Source organism: Lichenibacterium ramalinae (genome assembly GCF_004137085.1).
In the GTDB taxonomy this organism is placed as follows: domain Bacteria; phylum Pseudomonadota; class Alphaproteobacteria; order Rhizobiales; family Beijerinckiaceae; genus Lichenihabitans; species Lichenihabitans ramalinae.
The window spans coordinates 127,173-143,540 of sequence record NZ_QYBC01000002.1; the positions used below are offsets into that span (position 1 = coordinate 127,173).

Genomic DNA, 16,368 nt, shown 5'->3' on the forward strand with positions numbered 1-16,368 from the left:
CGGGCGGGGACCCGTCCCCTTCGCTTGTGAGGCGGGACGGGTGGGGACCCGCCCCTTCGAGGCTCAGAACGTCACGACGCTGCGGATCGACTTGCCTTCGTGCATGAGGTCGAAGGCGTCGTTGATCTTCTCGAGCGGCATCGTGTGGGTGATCAGCGGGTCGATGCTGATCTTGCCGTCCATGTACCAGTCGACGATCTTGGGCACGTCGGTGCGGCCGCGGGCGCCGCCGAAGGCCGAGCCCTTCCACACGCGGCCGGTGACGAGTTGGAACGGCCGCGTGGCGACCTCGGTGCCGGACGGCGCCACGCCGATGATGATCGACTCGCCCCAGCCGCGATGGCAGCATTCCAGCGCCTGGCGCATCGTGTGGACGTTGCCGATGCACTCGAAGGAGAAGTCCGCGCCCCCGCCCGTGAGGTCGACGATGGCCTGCACGACCTTGTCGCGCCCGACCTCGTCGGGGTTGACGAAATGCGTCATGCCGAACCGCTTCGCCATCTCGACCTTGGCGGGGTTGAGGTCGACGCCGATGATCTTGTCGGCGCCCACCATGCGGGCCCCCTGGATGACGTTGAGGCCGATGCCGCCGAGCCCGAAGACCACGACATTGGCGCCCGGCCAAACCTTGCCGGTATAGACCACGGCGCCGATGCCCGTGGTGACGCCGCAGCCGATGTAGCAGATCTTGTCGAAGGGGGCGTCCTCGCGCACCTTGGCGAGCGCGATCTCCGGCAGCACCGTGAAGTTCGAGAAGGTCGAACAGCCCATGTAGTGGAAGATCTCGCCGCCGTCGCAGGAGAAGCGGCTGGTGCCGTCCGGCATCACGCCCTGGCCCTGCGTCGACCGGATGGCGGTGCAAAGGTTCGTGCGCTGGCTGAGGCAGCTTTTGCACTGGCGGCATTCGGGCGTGTAGAGCGGGATGACGTGATCGCCGACCTTCACGCCCGTCACCCCGGCGCCGACCTCGCGCACGATGCCGGCCCCCTCGTGACCTAGAACGGCCGGGAACTTGCCCTCGCTGTCGAGGCCCGACAGCGTGTAGGCGTCGGTGTGGCAGATGCCCGTCGCCATGTTCTCCACCAGGACCTCGCCGGCCTTGGGCCCGCCGATCTCGATGGTTTCGATGGTGAGCGGCTTGTTGGCGGCCCAGGCGACGGCGGCGCGAGTCTTCATGGGAGTCCCGAAAGGCAGGGTCAAAGGGTGGCCGGAGCTTATCCAGCGTGGCCGCCCTTGGCTATCGCGGCCCTTGGCCAGGCGGCCCATCGCCGACCGGGCGGTGCCGCCCCAACGCGCAGGGCGGCCAAATTGCATGCAGGTATCGCCCAGCCCGGCGTCATGCCGGCGCGTCGATCACGCTGACGTGGGCCGCCACGATGCGCCACCCTTCCGGCAGGCGTGCCCAGCTCTGGGTCTGGCGCCCGACGCGCCCCGGCGCGCCGTCCCGCCGGAACAGCGTCGAGGCGGTGGCGAAGTCCCGCCCGAAGGTGGTGATGACCGTGCCGTCGAGGTCGCGTCCGAGCCCGGTGGCCGGCCGGGCGGCGCGGAACGCCGCGATGGCGGCGTGGCCGTAGAGGTTCTCGCCCGTGCCGTAGCGCAAGGCCCGCGCGTCCCGCCAGAAGAAGCCGTCGAGCGCCGCGACGTCGTTGCCGACCAGGGCGGCCTCGTAGGCGGCGAAGGCCGCCTCCACCTCGGCCCGGGTGACGGGATCGTCGATCGTCATGGCACTCTCCCGGCGCCGCCCATGGCGCGATGCTTGCGACATGGCGGGGCCATGCCCCGAGCCTAACAGGAACCGTGCCGTGAAAACCTCGCTCGACCGCGCCGCGCTGCATCGGGCCTACCGCGACGGCCTCGACCCGGCCGCCATCGTGGCGGCCTGTCTGGTGGCGGCCGAGATGGAGCAGAACCGGGGCGTCTTCATCAGCGTGGCCGAGCCCGCGGCGCGCCAAGCCCTCGCCACCCTCGGCCCCTTCGATCCCGTGGCCAAGCCGCTGTGGGGCCTGCCCTTCGCCGTGAAGGACAACATCGACCTTTCGGGCGTCGCCACCACGGCCGCCTGCCCGGCCTTCGCCTACACGCCGCAGCGCTCCGCCACCGCGGTGGAGCGCCTCATCGCCGCCGGCGCCATCCCCATCGGCAAGACCAACCTCGACCAGTTCGCCACGGGCCTCGTCGGCGTCCGCACCCCCTATCCGGTGCCGAAGAACAGCGTCGACCCCGCGCTCGTGCCGGGCGGCTCCTCCTCGGGGTCAGCCGTGGCGGTGGCGTCGGGCCTCGTCTCCTTCGCGCTCGGCACCGACACGGCGGGCTCGGGCCGGGTGCCGGCCGGGCTCAACAACATCGTCGGCCTGAAGCCGACGCTCGGCGCCGTGCCGGTGCGGGGCGTCGTCCCGGCCTGCCAGACCCTGGACTGCGTCTCGGTCTTCGGCCTCACCGTCGCCGACGCCTGGGCGGTGGCCGAGGCCATGGCGGGTTTCGACGCCGCCGACCCCTGGTCGCGCCGCGTGTCGCTCGGCGCCCCGGGCGCGCTGCCGCCGCACCTGCGCGTCGGCGTCCCGGACGCGGCAAGCCGCCGCTTCTTCGGCGACGCCGCGGCGGAACGCGCCTTCGACGCCGCCCTGGCGCTCTACGCGGGGCTCGGCGCCACGCTGGTCCCGGTGGATTTCGCGCCGCTCTTCGCCGTCGCCGACCTGCTCTACGAGGGGGCCTGGGTGGCGGAGCGCTATGCCGCCATCCGCCCCTTCATCGCGGCGCACCGCGACGCCCTCCACCCCACCACGGCGCGCATCATCCTGGGCGCCGAGTCCCTGTCGGCCGCCGATGCCTTCGCCGGGATCTACAGGCTGGCCGAGCTGCGCCGCGCCGCCGAGCCGCTGTGGGGCGGGCTCGACCTCCTCGCCGTGCCGACGGTGCCGCGCGCCTTCAGGGTGGCGGAGCTCGATGCCGACCCGATCGGGCCGAATACGGCGCTCGGCACCTACACCAACTTCGTCAACCTGCTCGACCTTTGCGCCCTGGCGGTGCCGGGGCCGTCGCGGGACGACGGCCTGCCGGGCGGCACCACGCTGGTCGCGCTGGCGGGCCGCGACGGGTTCCTGGCCTCGATCGGGGCCGCCCTGCACGCGGCCGCCGCGGTGCCGATGGGCGCCGGGGCGCATCCGGTGCCGCCCGCCCCCGAGGTCCCGGCTGCGGCAGGGCCCGAGGACGGCATCGAGATCGTGGTCATCGGCGCCCACCTGTCGGGCATGCCGCTGAACCGGGACCTCGTGGCGCTGGGCGGCACGTTCCGCCGCGCCGTGGACACGCGGCCGGAGTATCGCCTGCACGCCCTGCCGGGCGGCCCGCCCGCGCGGCCGGGCCTGCTGCGCGTCGCCGAGGGCGGCGGCGCCGTCGCGGCTGAGGTTTGGAGCCTGCCGCCGGCCGGCTTCGGCCGGTTCGTCGAGACGATCCCGGCGCCGCTCGGCATCGGCCGGGTCCGCCTCGCCGACGGGACGGCGCCGGCGGGCTTCCTGTGCGAGCCGGCCGGGCTCGTCGGCGCGCGCGACATCACCCACCTCGGCGGGTGGCGGCGCTTCGTCGCGGAAGGCGCGGCATGAGCCCCGCCATCCCGCTGGTCGACCTGAGGCCCCTGGCGGAGGGCGAAGCCGGGCAGGCCCGGGTGGCGGCCGAGATCGGGCGGGCCTGCCGCGACATCGGCTTCTTCGCCGTCACGCGGGCGCCGGTGCCGGCGGGGCTCGGCGAGGCCGTCTTCGCGGCGGCGGCGGCCTTCTTCGCCCTTCCGGCCGAGCAGAAGGCGAAGGTCTCGATCCGCCGCTCCCGCCACAACCGGGGCTACGTGGGCCTGGCCGTCGAGGCCCTGGACCCGGCGCGCGGGCCCGACAACAAGGAGGCGTTCAACATCGGCCTCGACCTCGCCCCCGACGATCCCGAGGTGCTGGCCGGCAAGCCCTTCCGCGGCCCCAACCTGTGGCCGGACCTGCCGGGCTTCCGCGACACGCTCCTCGCCTATTACGCGGCGATGCTGGACCTCGGGGTCACGCTGCACCGGGCCATCGCCCGCGACCTCGGCCTCGCGCCGGACGCCTTCGACGACAAGTTCCGCCGGCCGCTCGCCACGCTGCGCCTGCTCCACTACCCGGCGGCGCCCGCCGCGGGGGGGCGGCCTCTCGGCGCCGGGACCCACACCGACTACGGCAACCTCACCCTGCTGGCGACGGACGGCGTCGGCGGGCTGGAGGTGCAGGCGCGGGACGGCGCCTGGCTCGCGGTGCCGCCCATGCCGGGGGCGCTCGTGTGCAACGTCGGCGATTGCCTCGCCCGCTGGACCAACGACGTCTACGCGTCGACGCCGCATCGCGTGGTGAGCCCGACGGGGCGGGAACGCAGTTCCGTGGCCTTCTTCCTCGATGCCGACCCCGACGCCGTGGTGGCTGCATTGCCGGGTTGCGTTGCGGCCGGCTGTGCGCCGCTCTACACCCCGGTGACGGTCGCCGACCACCTCCGGTCGCGTCTCGATTCGACGTACGGGCCATGACCAAGATCACCAAGGCGTTCGAAATCCAGAAGGCGATCGCGGACGACATCGTCCACGGGCGGCGGGCGCCCGGCACGGCGTTGGACGAGACGCTTCTGGCGCATGCGTTCAACGTGTCCCGCACGCCGATCCGCGAGGCCATCCGCCAGCTCGAGATGTCCGGCCTCGTCGAGGCGCGCCCGCATCGCGGCGCCGTGGTCTGCGACGTGCCGCCCGGGCGCCTCGACGACATGTTCTCGGTCATGCGGGAACTCGAGGCGCTCTGCGCGCGCCTCGCCGCGGCCGCCATGACGGCGGAGGAGCGGGCCGCGCTGCGCGCCCTGCACGAGGCTTCGGCGGAGCTCGTCAGGGGCGAGCAGCGGGACGCCTACGTGGCGGCCAACGATGCCTTCCACGACGCCGTCTACGACGGCTCGGGCAACGGCTTCCTGGCCGAGACGGCACGCCACGTCAGGTTCAGGCTGTCGCCGTTCCGCCGTGCGCAGTTCGAAGGCAGGAGTCGCCTCGCCCGCAGCTTCGACGAGCATGAACGCATCGTGGCTGCCCTCGAACGGGGCGACGCCGTCGCGGCCGAGGCCGAGATGCGCGTCCACCTCGGGGTGGTGCGCGAGTCCGTCGACGCGATCGACCGCGGCGGCGCAGCCGCAACCTCACCCAAGCCGCGCCGGACGCGCCCCGCCCGGGCCTGACGGCACCGGCGCGGGCCAAACTGGCACGGTGCATGCAAGATCCGGCGCGACAGATCGCCCTCGGAGCCCGCCCGCGATGCCCGCATCCTTCGACCGCCGCCGCTTCCTCCAGACGAGCGGGGCCGCGGCCCTCGCCGTCGGCGTCCTGCCGCGGGCGGCCATCGCGGCCGACCCCCTGACGATCGGCATCGTCTACGTCGGGGCGCGCGACGACTTCGGCTGGAACCAGGCCCATGCCGTCGGCGTGAAGGCGCTGCGGGAGCTGCCGAACGTCAAGGTCGTCGAGGAGGAGAACGTCCCCGAAACCGACGCCGTGTCGAAGACCATGGAATCCATGATCAACCTCGACGGCGCCAAGCTGATCCTGCCGACCTCCTTCGGCTACTGGTCGCCCTTCGTGCTCGACGAGGCCAAGGCGAACCCCGACGTGCAGTTCCGCCATGCCGCGCCGCTGTGGAAGGAGGGCGACCCCAAGAACTCGGGCTCCTACTTCGCCTTCCTCGACCAGGCCCACTACGTCGACGGCGTGGCGGCCGGCCTCGCGTCGAAGAGCGGCAAGCTCGGCTTCGTGGCGGCCAAGCCCATCGGCATCGTGCTGCGCAACATCAATTCCTTCCTGGCCGGCGCCCGCACCACCAACCCCAACGCCACCGTGCAGGTCATCTTCACGGGCGACTGGTCGCTGCCGGTGCGCGAGGCCGAGGCCACCAACGCCCTGGTCGACGCGGGCTGCGACCTCATCACCTGCCACGTCGACGGCCCCAAGGTGGTGATCCAGACCGCCGAGTCCCGCGGCGTGAAGAGCTGCGGCCACAATGCCGACCAGAGCCCGCTGGCCCCCAAGGGCTTCGTGACCGGGGCCGAATACAAGTGGGGCACGATCTACACGGGCTTCGCCGGCCTCATCGCCAAGGGCCAGCCGCTGCCCAACATCACCTTCGGCGGCTACGACCGCGACATGGTGCAGAACTCGCCCTACGGCGCGGGCGCCACCGAGCCGGCCCGCAAGGCCGCCGACGCCGCCATCGCCAAGCTCCGCACCGGTGCGCCCATCTTCACCACGGCCATCAAGGACAACAACGGCAAGATCGTCCTGGCCAACGCCCCCAAGGACAATTACGCCGAGCCGCTGAACAACATGGACTACCTGGTCGAGGGCGTGATCGGTTCGACGCATTGACGGCGCCGCGCCGCTCCCGATGCTGGCGGGAGCGCGTCGCGCAGGGGAGCAACCTTCCATGACGGACGCGATCGGCGCCGCGGCGCATCTGACGGCGGCCCCCCCGCGACGGGGCTCCACCCTGGCGCTGCGCCTGCGGGCCGGGTCCGAGTACCTCGTCATCCCGGTCCTGGCGGTGCTGGCCGCCTCGGGGCTGTTCGGCCTGTTCCTGCTCGCGGTGGGCAAGTCGCCCCTGACCTTCCTCGACCTCATCTGGGTGGGGGGGTTCGGCTCGGCCTTTTCCTGGGGCAACACGCTGGCCCGGGCGGCCCCGTTGGTGCTGACGGCCCTGACGGTCGCCATCCCGGCGCAGCTCGGCCTGACGATCATCGGGGGCGAGGGCGCGCTCGTGCTCGGAGGCTTCGCGGCCGCCGCCGTCGCCGTCCCCTTCGTGGGATCCGGCGCGCCGGCCCTCGCCGTCATGCCGCTCATGGTGCTGGCTTCCCTCGTGGCGGGCGGCCTCTGGATCGGGCTCGCCGGGCTGCTGCGCTACCGGCGCGGCGTCAACGAGACCATCGCGTCGCTGCTGCTGTCCTACGTCGCCATCGCCGTGACGCTGTTCTTCGTCGAGGGCCCGCTGCGCGACCCCGCCTCGACCGCCAAGGCCTCGACGCGGCCGATCGGCGCGCTCTACGCGGTCGGCAAGATGCCGGGCCTCAACGTCCACTGGGGCTTCGCCGTGGGGGTGGCGGTGGCGATCGCGCTCGGCGTGCTGATGTCGCGCACCACCTTCGGCTTCGCGGCCCGCATCACGGGCGGCAACATGCGGGCCGCCCAGGCGCAGGGCCTGCCGGTCGGCCGGCTGATGATGAGCTGCTGCCTCATCGCCGGCGCCTGCGCGGGCCTCGCCGGCTATTTCGAGGTGGCGGCCGTGCAGGGCCGGGCCAATGCTTCGCTGGCGGCCGGCTACGGCTTCACCGGCATCCTGGTGTCGTTCCTGGCCCGCCACAACCCCTTCGCCATCCCGCCCGTGGCGGTGCTGTTCGGCGGGCTAGCGGCGGCGGGCGGCCTCGTGCAGCGCCGCATGGGCATGCCCGACGCCACCGTGCTGGTGCTGCAGGGCTTCATCTTCGTCGTGCTGCTGGCGTCGGAAACGCTCTACGGGCGCTTCTCGCTCTTCCGCATCTCGGGCCGGCAGGGGCGGGCATGACGGCGCAGCTCGCCATCGTCCTCACCGCCATGCTGGGCGGCGCCATCCGGGTGTCGACGCCCTTCATCTTCGTGGCGCTCGGCGAAACGCTCACGGAGAAGTCCGGCCGCATCAACCTCGGGCTCGAAGGCACGCTCGTGCTGGGCGCCATGCTGGGCTACGCCACCGCCTACCTCACCGGCTCGCCCTGGCTGGGGGTGCTGGCCGGCGGCGGCGCCGGCGTGCTGCTCGGCACGCTGCACGGCCTGCTGTGCTCGCTGCCGCGCGTCAACGACATTGCGGTGGGCATCGCCATGATGACGCTCGGCACGGGCCTCGCCTTCTTCTTCGGCAAGCCCTTCATCCAGCCCGAGGCGCCGCACCTGCCCTCGATCCCCCTGGCGGACTGGACCGGGGACCCGGCGCTGGCGGTGGCGCTGCGCGTCAACCCGCTGTTCTTCGTCGGGGTGGCGGCGGCGCTCGTCATGGCCTGGGGCTTCCGCAACACCCGCATCGGCCTCGTGGTCCGCACCACCGGCGACAGCGCCGCCGCCGCCCTCGCCATGGGCGTTTCGGTCAACCGCGTGCGCACGCTGGCGACCGCGACCGGGGGCTTCCTGGCCGGCATCGGCGGCGCCTTCCTGTCCTTGTATTATCCGGGCTCCTGGAACGAGGGCCTGTCGTCGGGCCAGGGCCTGATGGCGGTGGCGCTGGTCATCTTCGCGCGCTGGAGCCCCATCCGTTGCGTGCTGGCGGCGCTGCTGTTCGGCGCCGCCGGTGCCATCGGGCCCGCCCTGCAATCGGTCGGCGTCACCCAGGGCTACTACCTGTTCAACGCCGCCCCCTACATCCTGACGCTCCTCGTGATGGTGGGATCGTCGGGCTCCAAGGATGCGCTCCGGGCCGCGCCCGGAGAGCTGTCGATCACCCGGTAGGGCGGCACGGCCGGAAGCCGATGCCGCATCGAGCGAGAGTCGCGTCATGAACGGTTTAGGTGGCCTCAATCGCAGCCCGCAGGGCGTCGTCGTCGGCCTGGTGCAGCTGCAGCTGCCCGTGGTGGCGACCCCGGCCGAGCTCGCCGCCCAGACGGACCGCATCGTCGCCACCGTGGCGAAGGCGCGGGCCAACATGGGCACCATGGACCTCGTGGTCTTCCCCGAATATGCGCTGCACGGCCTGTCGATGAACACCGACCCCGCCATCATGTGCCGGATGGACGGGCCGGAGGTGGCGGCCTTCCGCCGGGCCTGCGTCGACAACCGCATTTGGGGATGCTTCTCCATCATGGAGTACAACCCCCACGGCAATCCCTACAACGTCGGCCTGATCATCGACGACCGCGGCGACGTGAAGCTCTACTACCGTAAGATGCATCCCTGGGTGCCGGTCGAGCCCTGGGAGCCGGGCGACGGCGGCATCCCGGTGATCGACGGGCCCAACGGCTGCCGGCTCGGCCTCATCATCTGCCACGACGGCATGTTCCCCGAGATGGCGCGCGAATGCGCCTACAAGGGCGCCGAGATCATGCTGCGCACGGCCGGCTATACGGCGCCGATGCGCGAAGCCTGGCGATTCACCAACCAGGCGAACAGCTTCTGCAACCTTATGGTCACCGCCAATGTCTGCATGTCGGGCTCCGACGGCACCTTCGACTCCATGGGCGAGGGCATGATGGTGAACTTCGACGGCACCGTCATCGCCCACGGCACCAGCGGCCGGCCGGACGAGATCATCACGGCCGAGGTGCGGCCGGACCTCGTGCGCGAGGCCCGCGCCGTGTGGGGCGCCGAGAACAACATCTACCAGCTCGGCCATCGCGGCTTCTCGGCCGTGAAGGGCGGCGCCGGCGACTGCCCCTACACCTACATGACCGACCTCGCGGCGGGCCGCTACCGGGTGCCGTGGGAGGACAGCGTGCAGGTGACGGACGGGACCTCCTGCGGCCTGCCGGCGCCGACGCGCCGCTACGGCCAAGCCGCCCCGAACCGCGACGGGGACGCGGCGCGCCAGGACGCGGCCGAATGAGCGCGGTCGCCGCCACGCCCTACCCCTGGCCCTACGACGGCTCCTTCGGCCCCGCCGACACGGCGCTCGTCATCATCGACATGCAGGTCGATTTCTGCGGCACCGGCGGCTACGTCGACCGCATGGGCTACGACCTGTCGCTGACGCGGGCGCCGATCGAACCCATCGGGCGCGTGCTCGCCGCCATGCGGGCGGGCGGCTACACGGTCATCCACACCCGCGAGGGGCACCGGCCGGACCTGTCCGACCTCCCCGCCAACAAGCGCTGGCGGTCGCGCCGCATCGGCGCCGGCATCGGCGACGACGGCCCCTGCGGCCGCATCCTGGTGCGGGGCGAGCCCGGCTGGGAGATCATCCCGGAGCTCGCGCCCCGCCCCGGCGAGGTGGTGATCGACAAGCCCGGCAAGGGCTCGTTCTGCGCCACCGACCTCGAACTGGTGCTGCGCACCCGCGGCATCCGCAACCTCGTCCTCACCGGCATCACCACGGACGTCTGCGTCTCGACCACGATGCGCGAAGCCAACGACCGCGGCTTCGAATGCGTGGTGCTGGGGGACTGCTGCGGCGCCACCGACCCCGCCAACCACGAGGCCGCGCTGCGCATGGTGACCATGCAGGGTGGGGTCTTCGGGGCCGTCTCGACGGCCGCCGACCTCCTCGCCGGCCTCGCCTGATGGCGACCCGGCGCGCCTTCGTCACCCGGGTCCCGACCCGCGCGCCCGACGACGTCGAGGGGCTGGAACGGCTCTTCGCCCAGGGGAGCATCCGGCCCGGTGCCGTGGTGGCGATCTTCGGCAAGACGGAAGGCAACGGCCTCGTCAACGATTGGACGCGGGCCCTGGCGGCGCGGGCGCTGCGGGACGCGCTGGCCCGGCATGCCGGGCCCGAGGCGGCGGCGGCGGCCTGCCTCGTCATGTCGGGCGGCACGGAGGGCGGGCTCAGCCCCCACTTCACGGTGTTCGAGGTGCGGGACGCCGAGGAACCCGCCGAGCCCGGGGCCCTCGCGGTCGGCCGCGCGCATTCCCCGGACCTCGCCCCCGAGGCGCTCGGCCGGTCCGGGCAGGCCCGCATGGTCGCCGAGACCGTGGAGCGAGCCATGCGGGACGCCGGCATCGACGACCCGCGCGACGTCCATTTCGTCCAGGTGAAATGCCCGCTGCTGACGCCCGAGCGGATCGCGGACGCGCGGCGGCGGGGGGCCGAGCCCGTGACGCCCGACACGCTGAAATCGATGGGCCTGTCGCGCGCCGCCGCCTCGCTCGGCGTGGCGCTCGCGCTCGGCGAGGTCGAGGCCGTGGCCGACGCCACCATCGGGCGCGACCCGATGGTCTTCTCCACCCGGGCCTCGGCCTCGGCCGGGGTCGAGCTCATGGGACACGAGGTCGTGGTGCTGGGCCGGGGCCGCGGCTGGTCGGGTCCGTTGCGGGTCGATCACGCCACGATGGCGGACGCGCTCGACGTCGAGCCGGTGCGGGCCGCGCTCGCCCGGCTCGGCCTCGCGGCGGCGGGGCAGCTCGATCCCGGACAGCGCCGACGGCTCGTGGCCCTGCTCGCCAAGGCCGAAGCCTCCTCCGATGGTCGCCTGCGCGGCCTGCGCCACACGATGCTGGGCGACTCCGACCTGGCGTCGACCCGCCACGCCCGGGGCTTCCTGGGCGGCGTCCTGGCCGGCCTCGTGGGCCATGGCGAGCTCTACGTTTCGGGCGGCGCCGAGCACCAGGGACCGGACGGCGGCGGCCCCGTCGCCATCATCGTCGAAGCCCAGTGAGGCCCGCATGAGCCCCCTCCCCGCCACCGCCACCTCCGCCGCCGCCGTCCGGGCCGTCTCGGTCGCGACCCAGGGCATGACCAAGCGCTTCGGCGGCTTCACGGCGCTCGACGACGTGTCGATCGCGGTGCCGGCCGGCGGCTTCCACGTGCTGCTGGGCGAGAACGGCGCCGGCAAGTCGACGCTCGTCAAGTGCATGATGGGCTTCTACCAGCCCGATGCCGGCACCCTGGTGGTGGACGGCACGCCCGTGGCGGTGCGCAACCCGCGCGACGCGCGGGCGCTCGGCATCGGCATGGTTTACCAGCACTTCACGCTGGTGCCGTCGCTGACCGGCGCCGAGAACCTCGTCATCAGCCGGGCCGACGCGCCGGCCGTGATCAACTGGGGGCGGGAGCGGGAGCGCCTCGCCGCCTTCATGGCGCGAATGCCCTTCCGGGTGCCGCTCGACCGGCCGGTGGCGAGCCTCGCGGCGGGCGAGAAGCAGAAGCTCGAGATCCTGAAGCTCCTCTACCTCGACGGCCGCTTCCTCATCCTCGACGAGCCCACCTCCGTCCTCACGCCCGGCGAGGCCGACGAGGTGCTGGGCCTGCTGCGGGACATGACGCGGCGGGGCGACCTGTCGGTGCTGATGATCAGCCACAAGTTCCGCGAGGTCACGGCCTTCGCCGATGCCGTCTCGGTGCTGCGCCGCGGCGCCCTCGTCGGGGGCGGGCGCGTCGCCGACATGACGACGGACGGCATGGCGCGGCTGATGATCGGCGACACGCCGGTGCGCGAGCAGGCCGGCCGGGCGCCCGTGGCGGCCAGCCGGCAGACGGTGCTGGACCTCGCCGGCCTCGTGGCCGACGACGACGCCGGCCGGCCGGCGGTCGACGGGGTCAGCCTCAAGGTGCGGGCCGGCGAGATCGTCGGCATCGCCGGCGTGTCGGGCAACGGCCAGGCGGCGCTGGTCGAGGTGCTGAACGGCCAGCGCCCCCTGCGCGACGGCCGCATCTTCATCCACAACGAGCCCTTCGAGCCGGTCCGGCGCGACTTCGACCGGTTCAGGGTCTTCGGCCTGCCCGAGGAGCCGCTGAAGAACGCCGCCGTGCCCCGCATGAGCGTCGCCGAGAACATCGCCTTCCGGGCCTTCGACAAGCCGCCGGCGGCGAAGTTCGGCTGGTGGATGTCGCCCGGCCCCATTCGGGCGCGGGCCGCCGCCCTGGTCGAGCGCTACAAGGTCAAGACCGCCTCGCTCGACGCGCCCATCGCGACGCTGTCGGGCGGCAACGTGCAACGGGCGATCCTGGCCCGTGAGCTGTCGGGGGAGGTCGACGTGCTGGTGGTGGCCAACCCGTGCTTCGGGCTCGACTTCGCCTCCGTGGCCGAGATCCGCGCCCAGATCATGGAGCAGCGCAACCGCGGCGCCGCCGTGCTGCTCGTCTCCGAGGACCTCGACGAGATCCTGGAACTCGCCGACCGCGTCGCCGTGATGTCGGAGGGGCGCATCGCCTATACGGCGCCGGTCGGCGATACCGACCGCACCACCATCGGCCGGCACATGGCGGGACACTGAGCATGATCGAGATCCCCGCCGACCCCTATCCCTACGGGCTCGACCCGGAGCGTTGCGCGCTGGTCGTCATCGACATGCAGCGCGACTTCATCGAACCCGGCGGCTTCGGCCACGCGCTCGGCAACGATGTCGGGCTGCTCCAGGCCATCGTGCCGACTGTCGCGGCGCTGATCGCCCTGTTCCGCGACCGGGGCTGGCCGGTGATCCACACGCGCGAAAGCCACGCGCCGGACCTCGGCGACTGCCCGCCCGCCAAGCTGCGGCGCGGCCGCGGCACGATCCGCATCGGCGAGGACGGCCCCATGGGCCGCCTTCTGGTGCGGGGCGAGCCCGGCAACGCCATCGTGGAGGCCTGCGCGCCCGCCGCCGGCGAACTCGTCGTCGACAAGCCCGGAAAGGGCATGTTCCACGCCACGGGCCTCGACGCGACGCTGCGGGAGCGGGGCATCACCCACCTCGTCTTCGCCGGCGTCACCACCGAGGTCTGCGTCCAGACCTCCATGCGCGAAGCCAACGACCGCGGCTTCGAGTGCCTGCTGGTATCCGACGCCACCGAAAGCTACTTCCCCGAGTTCAAGGCCGCCACGCTGCGCATGATCGCGGCCCAGGGCGGCATCGTGGGCTGGGTGGCGGGCTTCGCAGCCCTGCGCGACGCGGTGTCGGCATGAGCGCGGGTTTCGACCCCGAGGCCGTGGTCGACGCCATGGCGCCGCTGCTCGGCCTCGCCGTCCCGGCCGAGGCCCGCCCGGCGGTGGTCGCCAACCTCGCCCTCGCCGCCGCCATGGCGGCCCTCGTCCTGGAAGACCCGGTCGGCGACCACGCCGAACCCGCCCCGGTCTTCACCCCCGCGGGGGCACGGCCATGAGCGACCTGCACGCCCGCCCGGCCGCCGCCATCGCGCGCGACGTCGCCTCGGGCACGCTTTCGGCCGAAACCGTCGCCCGCGCGGCGCTCGCCCGCATCGCGGCGCTCGACCCCCAAATCGGCGCCTTCACGGCCGTCACGACCAAGCGGGCCCTGGCCGAAGCCCGGGCCGTGGACGCCGACCGCGCCGCCGGCCGGCCCCTCGGCCCGCTGGCCGGCGTGCCCTATGCGGTCAAGAACCTCTTCGACCTCGCCGGCCTCACCACCCTGGCGGGCTCGCGCATCAACGGCGACGACCCGCCGGCCCCGCGGGACGCCGCCCTGGTCGAGCGCCTCCGGGCGGCGGGCGCCGTCTGCCTCGGCGCGCTGAACATGGGCGAATATGCCTATGATTTCACGGGCGAGAACCTTCACCACGGCCCCTCGCGCAACCCGCACGACCCGTCGCGCATGAGCGGCGGCTCCTCGGGCGGCTCCGCGGCGGCGGTGGCGGCGGGCTTCGCGCCGCTCGCCCTCTGCTCCGACACCAACGGGTCGATCCGCGTGCCGGCCGCCCTGTGCGGGCTCTTCGGATTGAAGCCGACCTACGGGCGCCTCGGCCGGTCGCGCACCTTCCCCTTCGTGGCGAGCCTCGACCACCTCGGCCCCGTGGCGCGCTCGGCCGAGGACCTCGCGCTGTGCTACGATGCCCTGCAGGGTCCGGACCCGGACGACCCCGCCTGCGCGGGCCGCCGCGTGGAACCGGCGCTGCCGGGCCTCGACGGCGGCATGGCCGGCCTCCGCGTCGCGACGCTGGGCGGCTATTTCGCCGAGCGCGGCGAGCCCGACGCCCTGGCCGCCGTCGCCCGCTGTGCCGGGGCGCTCGGCGCCACCCGCACCGCGACCCTGCCGAACGCCGGTCGCGCCCGCGCCGCCGCCTTCCTCATCACCATGACGGAGGGGGCGGCGCTGCACCTCGACCGGCTCCGCACCCGCGCCGCCGACTTCGACCCCGCGGTGCGGGACCGGCTGCTCGCCGGGGCGATGCTGCCGGCGGCCTGGGTGGCGCAGGCCCAGAAGCTGCGGCGGAGCTTCGCCCAGGAGGCGCTCCGCCTGTTCGAAAGCGTCGACGTGCTGCTGGCCCCCGCCACGCCCTGCCCGGCCCCGCGCCTCGGCCAGACCGAGATGACGGTGGGCGGCGCGGTGCTGCCGGTGCGGGCCAACCTCGGTCTCTACACGCAGCCCATCTCCTGCATCGGCCTGCCGGTGGCGGCCGTGCCGGTGTGGCTGCCGGGTGCGACGCTGCCGCTCGGCGTCCAGGTCATCGGCCCACCCTGGCGCGAGGACCTCGTGCTGCGCGTCGCGGCGGCGCTGGAAGCCGCCGGCACGGCGCGGGCGCCGGTGGCGGGGCTCGCCTGAAGGCCAGGACGGCGCGCGCGGAACGGACTTTGCCCTTCCGGAGACGAGCGGGACAGCCGGCCGCATGCTAGAGCAGCATCGGCTTTCTCGGAATCGCCAGGGCGATTCCAAGCCGATGAAACTGCTCTCGTTTCGAAACCGGAGCGAGTTCGCCGAAGGCGAAGGCGCTTTCGGCAGGGCCGCGCCTGCCTCCAGACCCGGTCCCGATGTCGCTGTCCACCACATTGCCCCTGACCTGCCTGGCGCTGGCGATCGAGGCCGCGGCCGGCTATCCGGCCTGGCTGTACCGGGCGGTCGGCCACCCCGTGACCTGGATGGGGGCTTGGCTCGGCGCCCTGGAACGTCGGCTCAACCGCCCGGCCTGGAGCCCCGGCCGCCGCCGGGCGGCGGGCGTGCTGGCGCTTGCGCTGCTGCTCGGCGCGACGGCGCTGGTGGCGTCGCCGCTCGCGATGCTGCTGTCGCGCTCGGTCGTCGGCTTTGCCGTGCTGGCGCTGCTCGCCGCCAGCCTTCCGGCCCAGCGCAGCCTCCACGACCACGTCGGCGCGGTCGCGGCGGCGCTGGAGCGCGACGGGATCGAGGCCGGACGGCGGGCCGTCGGCATGATCGTCGGCCGCAACACGGCGGTGCTCGACGAGGCCGGCGTGGCGCGCGCCGCCATCGAGAGCCTCGCCGAGAACTTTTCCGACGGCATCGTGGCGCCGGCCTTCTGGATGGCGTTGGGCGGCTTGCCGGGCGCGGCCCTCTACAAGGCCGCCAACACCGCCGACAGCATGGTGGGGCACCGGACGCCCCGCCACGCCGCCTTCGGCTGGGCGGCGGCGCGGTTCGACGACGCCGTGAACCTGCCGGCCTCGCGGCTCTCCGCGTTGTGGCTGCTGCTCGCCGCGCCGCTCGTCGGCGGCTCGGCGGCGGGCGGCCTGCGGGCGCTGCGGCGGGATGCGCGACGCCACCGCTCGCCCAATGCCGGCTGGCCCGAGGCCGCCATGGCGGGGGCGCTGGGCCTGAAGCTCGCGGGACCGCGCGTCTACGGGACCGAGCGGGTGGAGGACGCCTTCATGGGCGACGGGCGCCGCGACGCCGGGGCCGCCGACATCCGGCGTGCGCTGGCGCTCTACCGGGTGGCCTGCGCGGTGCAGTGGCTGGCGGTGGCGGCGATCGCGCTTCTGATCCGCCTCTGACGG

General features: G+C 73.4%; 16 protein-coding genes. 14 read left to right on the top strand and 2 right to left on the bottom strand.

Annotated elements, in window-relative coordinates; translation table 11 throughout:
• Nucleotides 1–63: 63 nt before the first annotated feature.
• Together D3272_RS02860 and hpxZ are read right to left on the bottom strand one after the other, a co-directional pair.
• The gene (locus D3272_RS02860; RefSeq protein ID WP_129217579.1) at nt 64–1,176 is read right to left on the bottom strand and encodes an S-(hydroxymethyl)glutathione dehydrogenase/class III alcohol dehydrogenase; all 1,113 of its coding nucleotides are present in this window, start codon (nt 1,174–1,176) and stop codon (nt 64–66) included.
• Nucleotides 1,177–1,336: 160 nt separating this feature from the next.
• Entirely contained in the window at nt 1,337–1,723 is a 387-nt protein-coding gene (gene hpxZ, locus D3272_RS02865; RefSeq protein ID WP_129217580.1) for an oxalurate catabolism protein HpxZ, read from the bottom strand.
• A 79-nt stretch (nt 1,724–1,802) separates the two neighbouring features.
• On the opposite strand from hpxZ, the gene atzF reads away from it, so the two are divergent.
• The 14 genes from atzF (at nt 1,803) to cbiB (ending at nt 16,365) form a co-directional block, all read left to right on the top strand.
• Nucleotides 1,803–3,599, top strand: coding sequence for an allophanate hydrolase (gene atzF / locus D3272_RS02870; RefSeq protein ID WP_245496353.1), 1,797 nt, complete (start codon nt 1,803–1,805; stop codon nt 3,597–3,599).
• A complete protein-coding gene (locus D3272_RS02875; protein ID WP_129217582.1) occupies nt 3,596–4,537 on the top strand; it encodes an isopenicillin N synthase family dioxygenase in 942 nt (313 codons plus the stop codon). The genes atzF and D3272_RS02875 overlap by 4 nt, the downstream gene beginning before the upstream one ends.
• Nucleotides 4,534–5,226, top strand: coding sequence for a GntR family transcriptional regulator (locus tag D3272_RS02880; protein ID WP_129217583.1), 693 nt, complete (start codon nt 4,534–4,536; stop codon nt 5,224–5,226). The genes D3272_RS02875 and D3272_RS02880 overlap by 4 nt, the downstream gene beginning before the upstream one ends.
• 76 nt (nt 5,227–5,302) lie before the next feature.
• Nucleotides 5,303–6,406: a BMP family ABC transporter substrate-binding protein gene (locus D3272_RS02885; RefSeq protein WP_129217584.1), complete on the top strand. Its 1,104-nt coding sequence runs from the start codon at nt 5,303–5,305 to the stop codon at nt 6,404–6,406.
• Nucleotides 6,407–6,464: 58 nt separating this feature from the next.
• Entirely contained in the window at nt 6,465–7,595 is a 1,131-nt protein-coding gene (locus tag D3272_RS02890; RefSeq protein ID WP_129217585.1) for an ABC transporter permease, read from the top strand.
• The gene (locus tag D3272_RS02895; protein WP_129217586.1) at nt 7,592–8,509 is read left to right on the top strand and encodes an ABC transporter permease; all 918 of its coding nucleotides are present in this window, start codon (nt 7,592–7,594) and stop codon (nt 8,507–8,509) included. Before D3272_RS02890 ends, D3272_RS02895 begins: the two co-directional genes overlap by 4 nt.
• A gap of 46 nt (nt 8,510–8,555) precedes the next feature.
• Nucleotides 8,556–9,599 (top strand): formamidase, encoded by a 1,044-nt coding sequence (locus D3272_RS02900; protein WP_129217587.1) that lies wholly within the window; start codon nt 8,556–8,558, stop codon nt 9,597–9,599.
• The gene (gene biuH / locus D3272_RS02905) at nt 9,596–10,273 is read left to right on the top strand and encodes a biuret amidohydrolase (RefSeq protein WP_129217588.1); all 678 of its coding nucleotides are present in this window, start codon (nt 9,596–9,598) and stop codon (nt 10,271–10,273) included. The genes D3272_RS02900 and biuH overlap by 4 nt, the downstream gene beginning before the upstream one ends.
• Nucleotides 10,273–11,367, top strand: a complete 1,095-nt coding sequence (gene atzD, locus D3272_RS02910; RefSeq protein ID WP_129217589.1) for a cyanuric acid amidohydrolase — start codon at nt 10,273–10,275, stop codon at nt 11,365–11,367. Before biuH ends, atzD begins: the two co-directional genes overlap by 1 nt.
• Nucleotides 11,368–11,374: 7 nt before the next feature.
• Nucleotides 11,375–12,925, top strand: a complete 1,551-nt coding sequence (locus D3272_RS02915; protein WP_207210113.1) for an ABC transporter ATP-binding protein — start codon at nt 11,375–11,377, stop codon at nt 12,923–12,925.
• A gap of 2 nt (nt 12,926–12,927) precedes the next feature.
• On the top strand, nt 12,928–13,593 hold the full coding sequence (locus tag D3272_RS02920; RefSeq protein WP_129217590.1) for a cysteine hydrolase family protein: 666 nt from the start codon (nt 12,928–12,930) through the stop codon (nt 13,591–13,593).
• Nucleotides 13,590–13,790 carry an AtzG-like protein gene (locus tag D3272_RS02925; protein WP_129217591.1) on the top strand — a complete coding sequence of 67 codons (201 nt, stop codon included), beginning with the start codon at nt 13,590–13,592 and terminating at the stop codon, nt 13,788–13,790. The genes D3272_RS02920 and D3272_RS02925 overlap by 4 nt, the downstream gene beginning before the upstream one ends.
• Entirely contained in the window at nt 13,787–15,187 is a 1,401-nt protein-coding gene (locus tag D3272_RS02930; protein WP_129217592.1) for an AtzE family amidohydrolase, read from the top strand. The genes D3272_RS02925 and D3272_RS02930 overlap by 4 nt, the downstream gene beginning before the upstream one ends.
• Nucleotides 15,188–15,393: 206 nt before the next feature.
• Nucleotides 15,394–16,365: an adenosylcobinamide-phosphate synthase CbiB gene (gene cbiB, locus D3272_RS02935; RefSeq protein ID WP_129217593.1), complete on the top strand. Its 972-nt coding sequence runs from the start codon at nt 15,394–15,396 to the stop codon at nt 16,363–16,365.
• Nucleotides 16,366–16,368: the final 3 nt, after the last annotated feature.

Excerpts from the sequence above, each read along its gene's own strand:
- D3272_RS02885 (WP_129217584.1), top strand. The coding sequence starts at position 5,303 with ATGCCCGCATCCTTCGACCGCCGCCGCTTCCTCCAGACGAGCGGGGCC.
- D3272_RS02900 (WP_129217587.1), top strand. The coding sequence starts at position 8,556 with ATGAACGGTTTAGGTGGCCTCAATCGCAGCCCGCAGGGCGTCGTCGTC.
- D3272_RS02875 (WP_129217582.1), top strand. The coding sequence starts at position 3,596 with ATGAGCCCCGCCATCCCGCTGGTCGACCTGAGGCCCCTGGCGGAGGGC.
- D3272_RS02925 (WP_129217591.1), top strand. The coding sequence starts at position 13,590 with ATGAGCGCGGGTTTCGACCCCGAGGCCGTGGTCGACGCCATGGCGCCG.
- D3272_RS02920 (WP_129217590.1), top strand. The coding sequence starts at position 12,928 with ATGATCGAGATCCCCGCCGACCCCTATCCCTACGGGCTCGACCCGGAG.
- D3272_RS02895 (WP_129217586.1), top strand. The coding sequence starts at position 7,592 with ATGACGGCGCAGCTCGCCATCGTCCTCACCGCCATGCTGGGCGGCGCC.
- hpxZ (WP_129217580.1), bottom strand. The coding sequence starts at position 1,723 with ATGACGATCGACGATCCCGTCACCCGGGCCGAGGTGGAGGCGGCCTTC.
- cbiB (WP_129217593.1), top strand. The coding sequence starts at position 15,394 with ATGTCGCTGTCCACCACATTGCCCCTGACCTGCCTGGCGCTGGCGATC.
- D3272_RS02890 (WP_129217585.1), top strand. The coding sequence starts at position 6,465 with ATGACGGACGCGATCGGCGCCGCGGCGCATCTGACGGCGGCCCCCCCG.
- D3272_RS02860 (WP_129217579.1), bottom strand. The coding sequence starts at position 1,176 with ATGAAGACTCGCGCCGCCGTCGCCTGGGCCGCCAACAAGCCGCTCACC.
- biuH (WP_129217588.1), top strand. The coding sequence starts at position 9,596 with ATGAGCGCGGTCGCCGCCACGCCCTACCCCTGGCCCTACGACGGCTCC.
- D3272_RS02930 (WP_129217592.1), top strand. The coding sequence starts at position 13,787 with ATGAGCGACCTGCACGCCCGCCCGGCCGCCGCCATCGCGCGCGACGTC.
- D3272_RS02915 (WP_207210113.1), top strand. The coding sequence starts at position 11,375 with ATGAGCCCCCTCCCCGCCACCGCCACCTCCGCCGCCGCCGTCCGGGCC.
- D3272_RS02880 (WP_129217583.1), top strand. The coding sequence starts at position 4,534 with ATGACCAAGATCACCAAGGCGTTCGAAATCCAGAAGGCGATCGCGGAC.
- atzD (WP_129217589.1), top strand. The coding sequence starts at position 10,273 with ATGGCGACCCGGCGCGCCTTCGTCACCCGGGTCCCGACCCGCGCGCCC.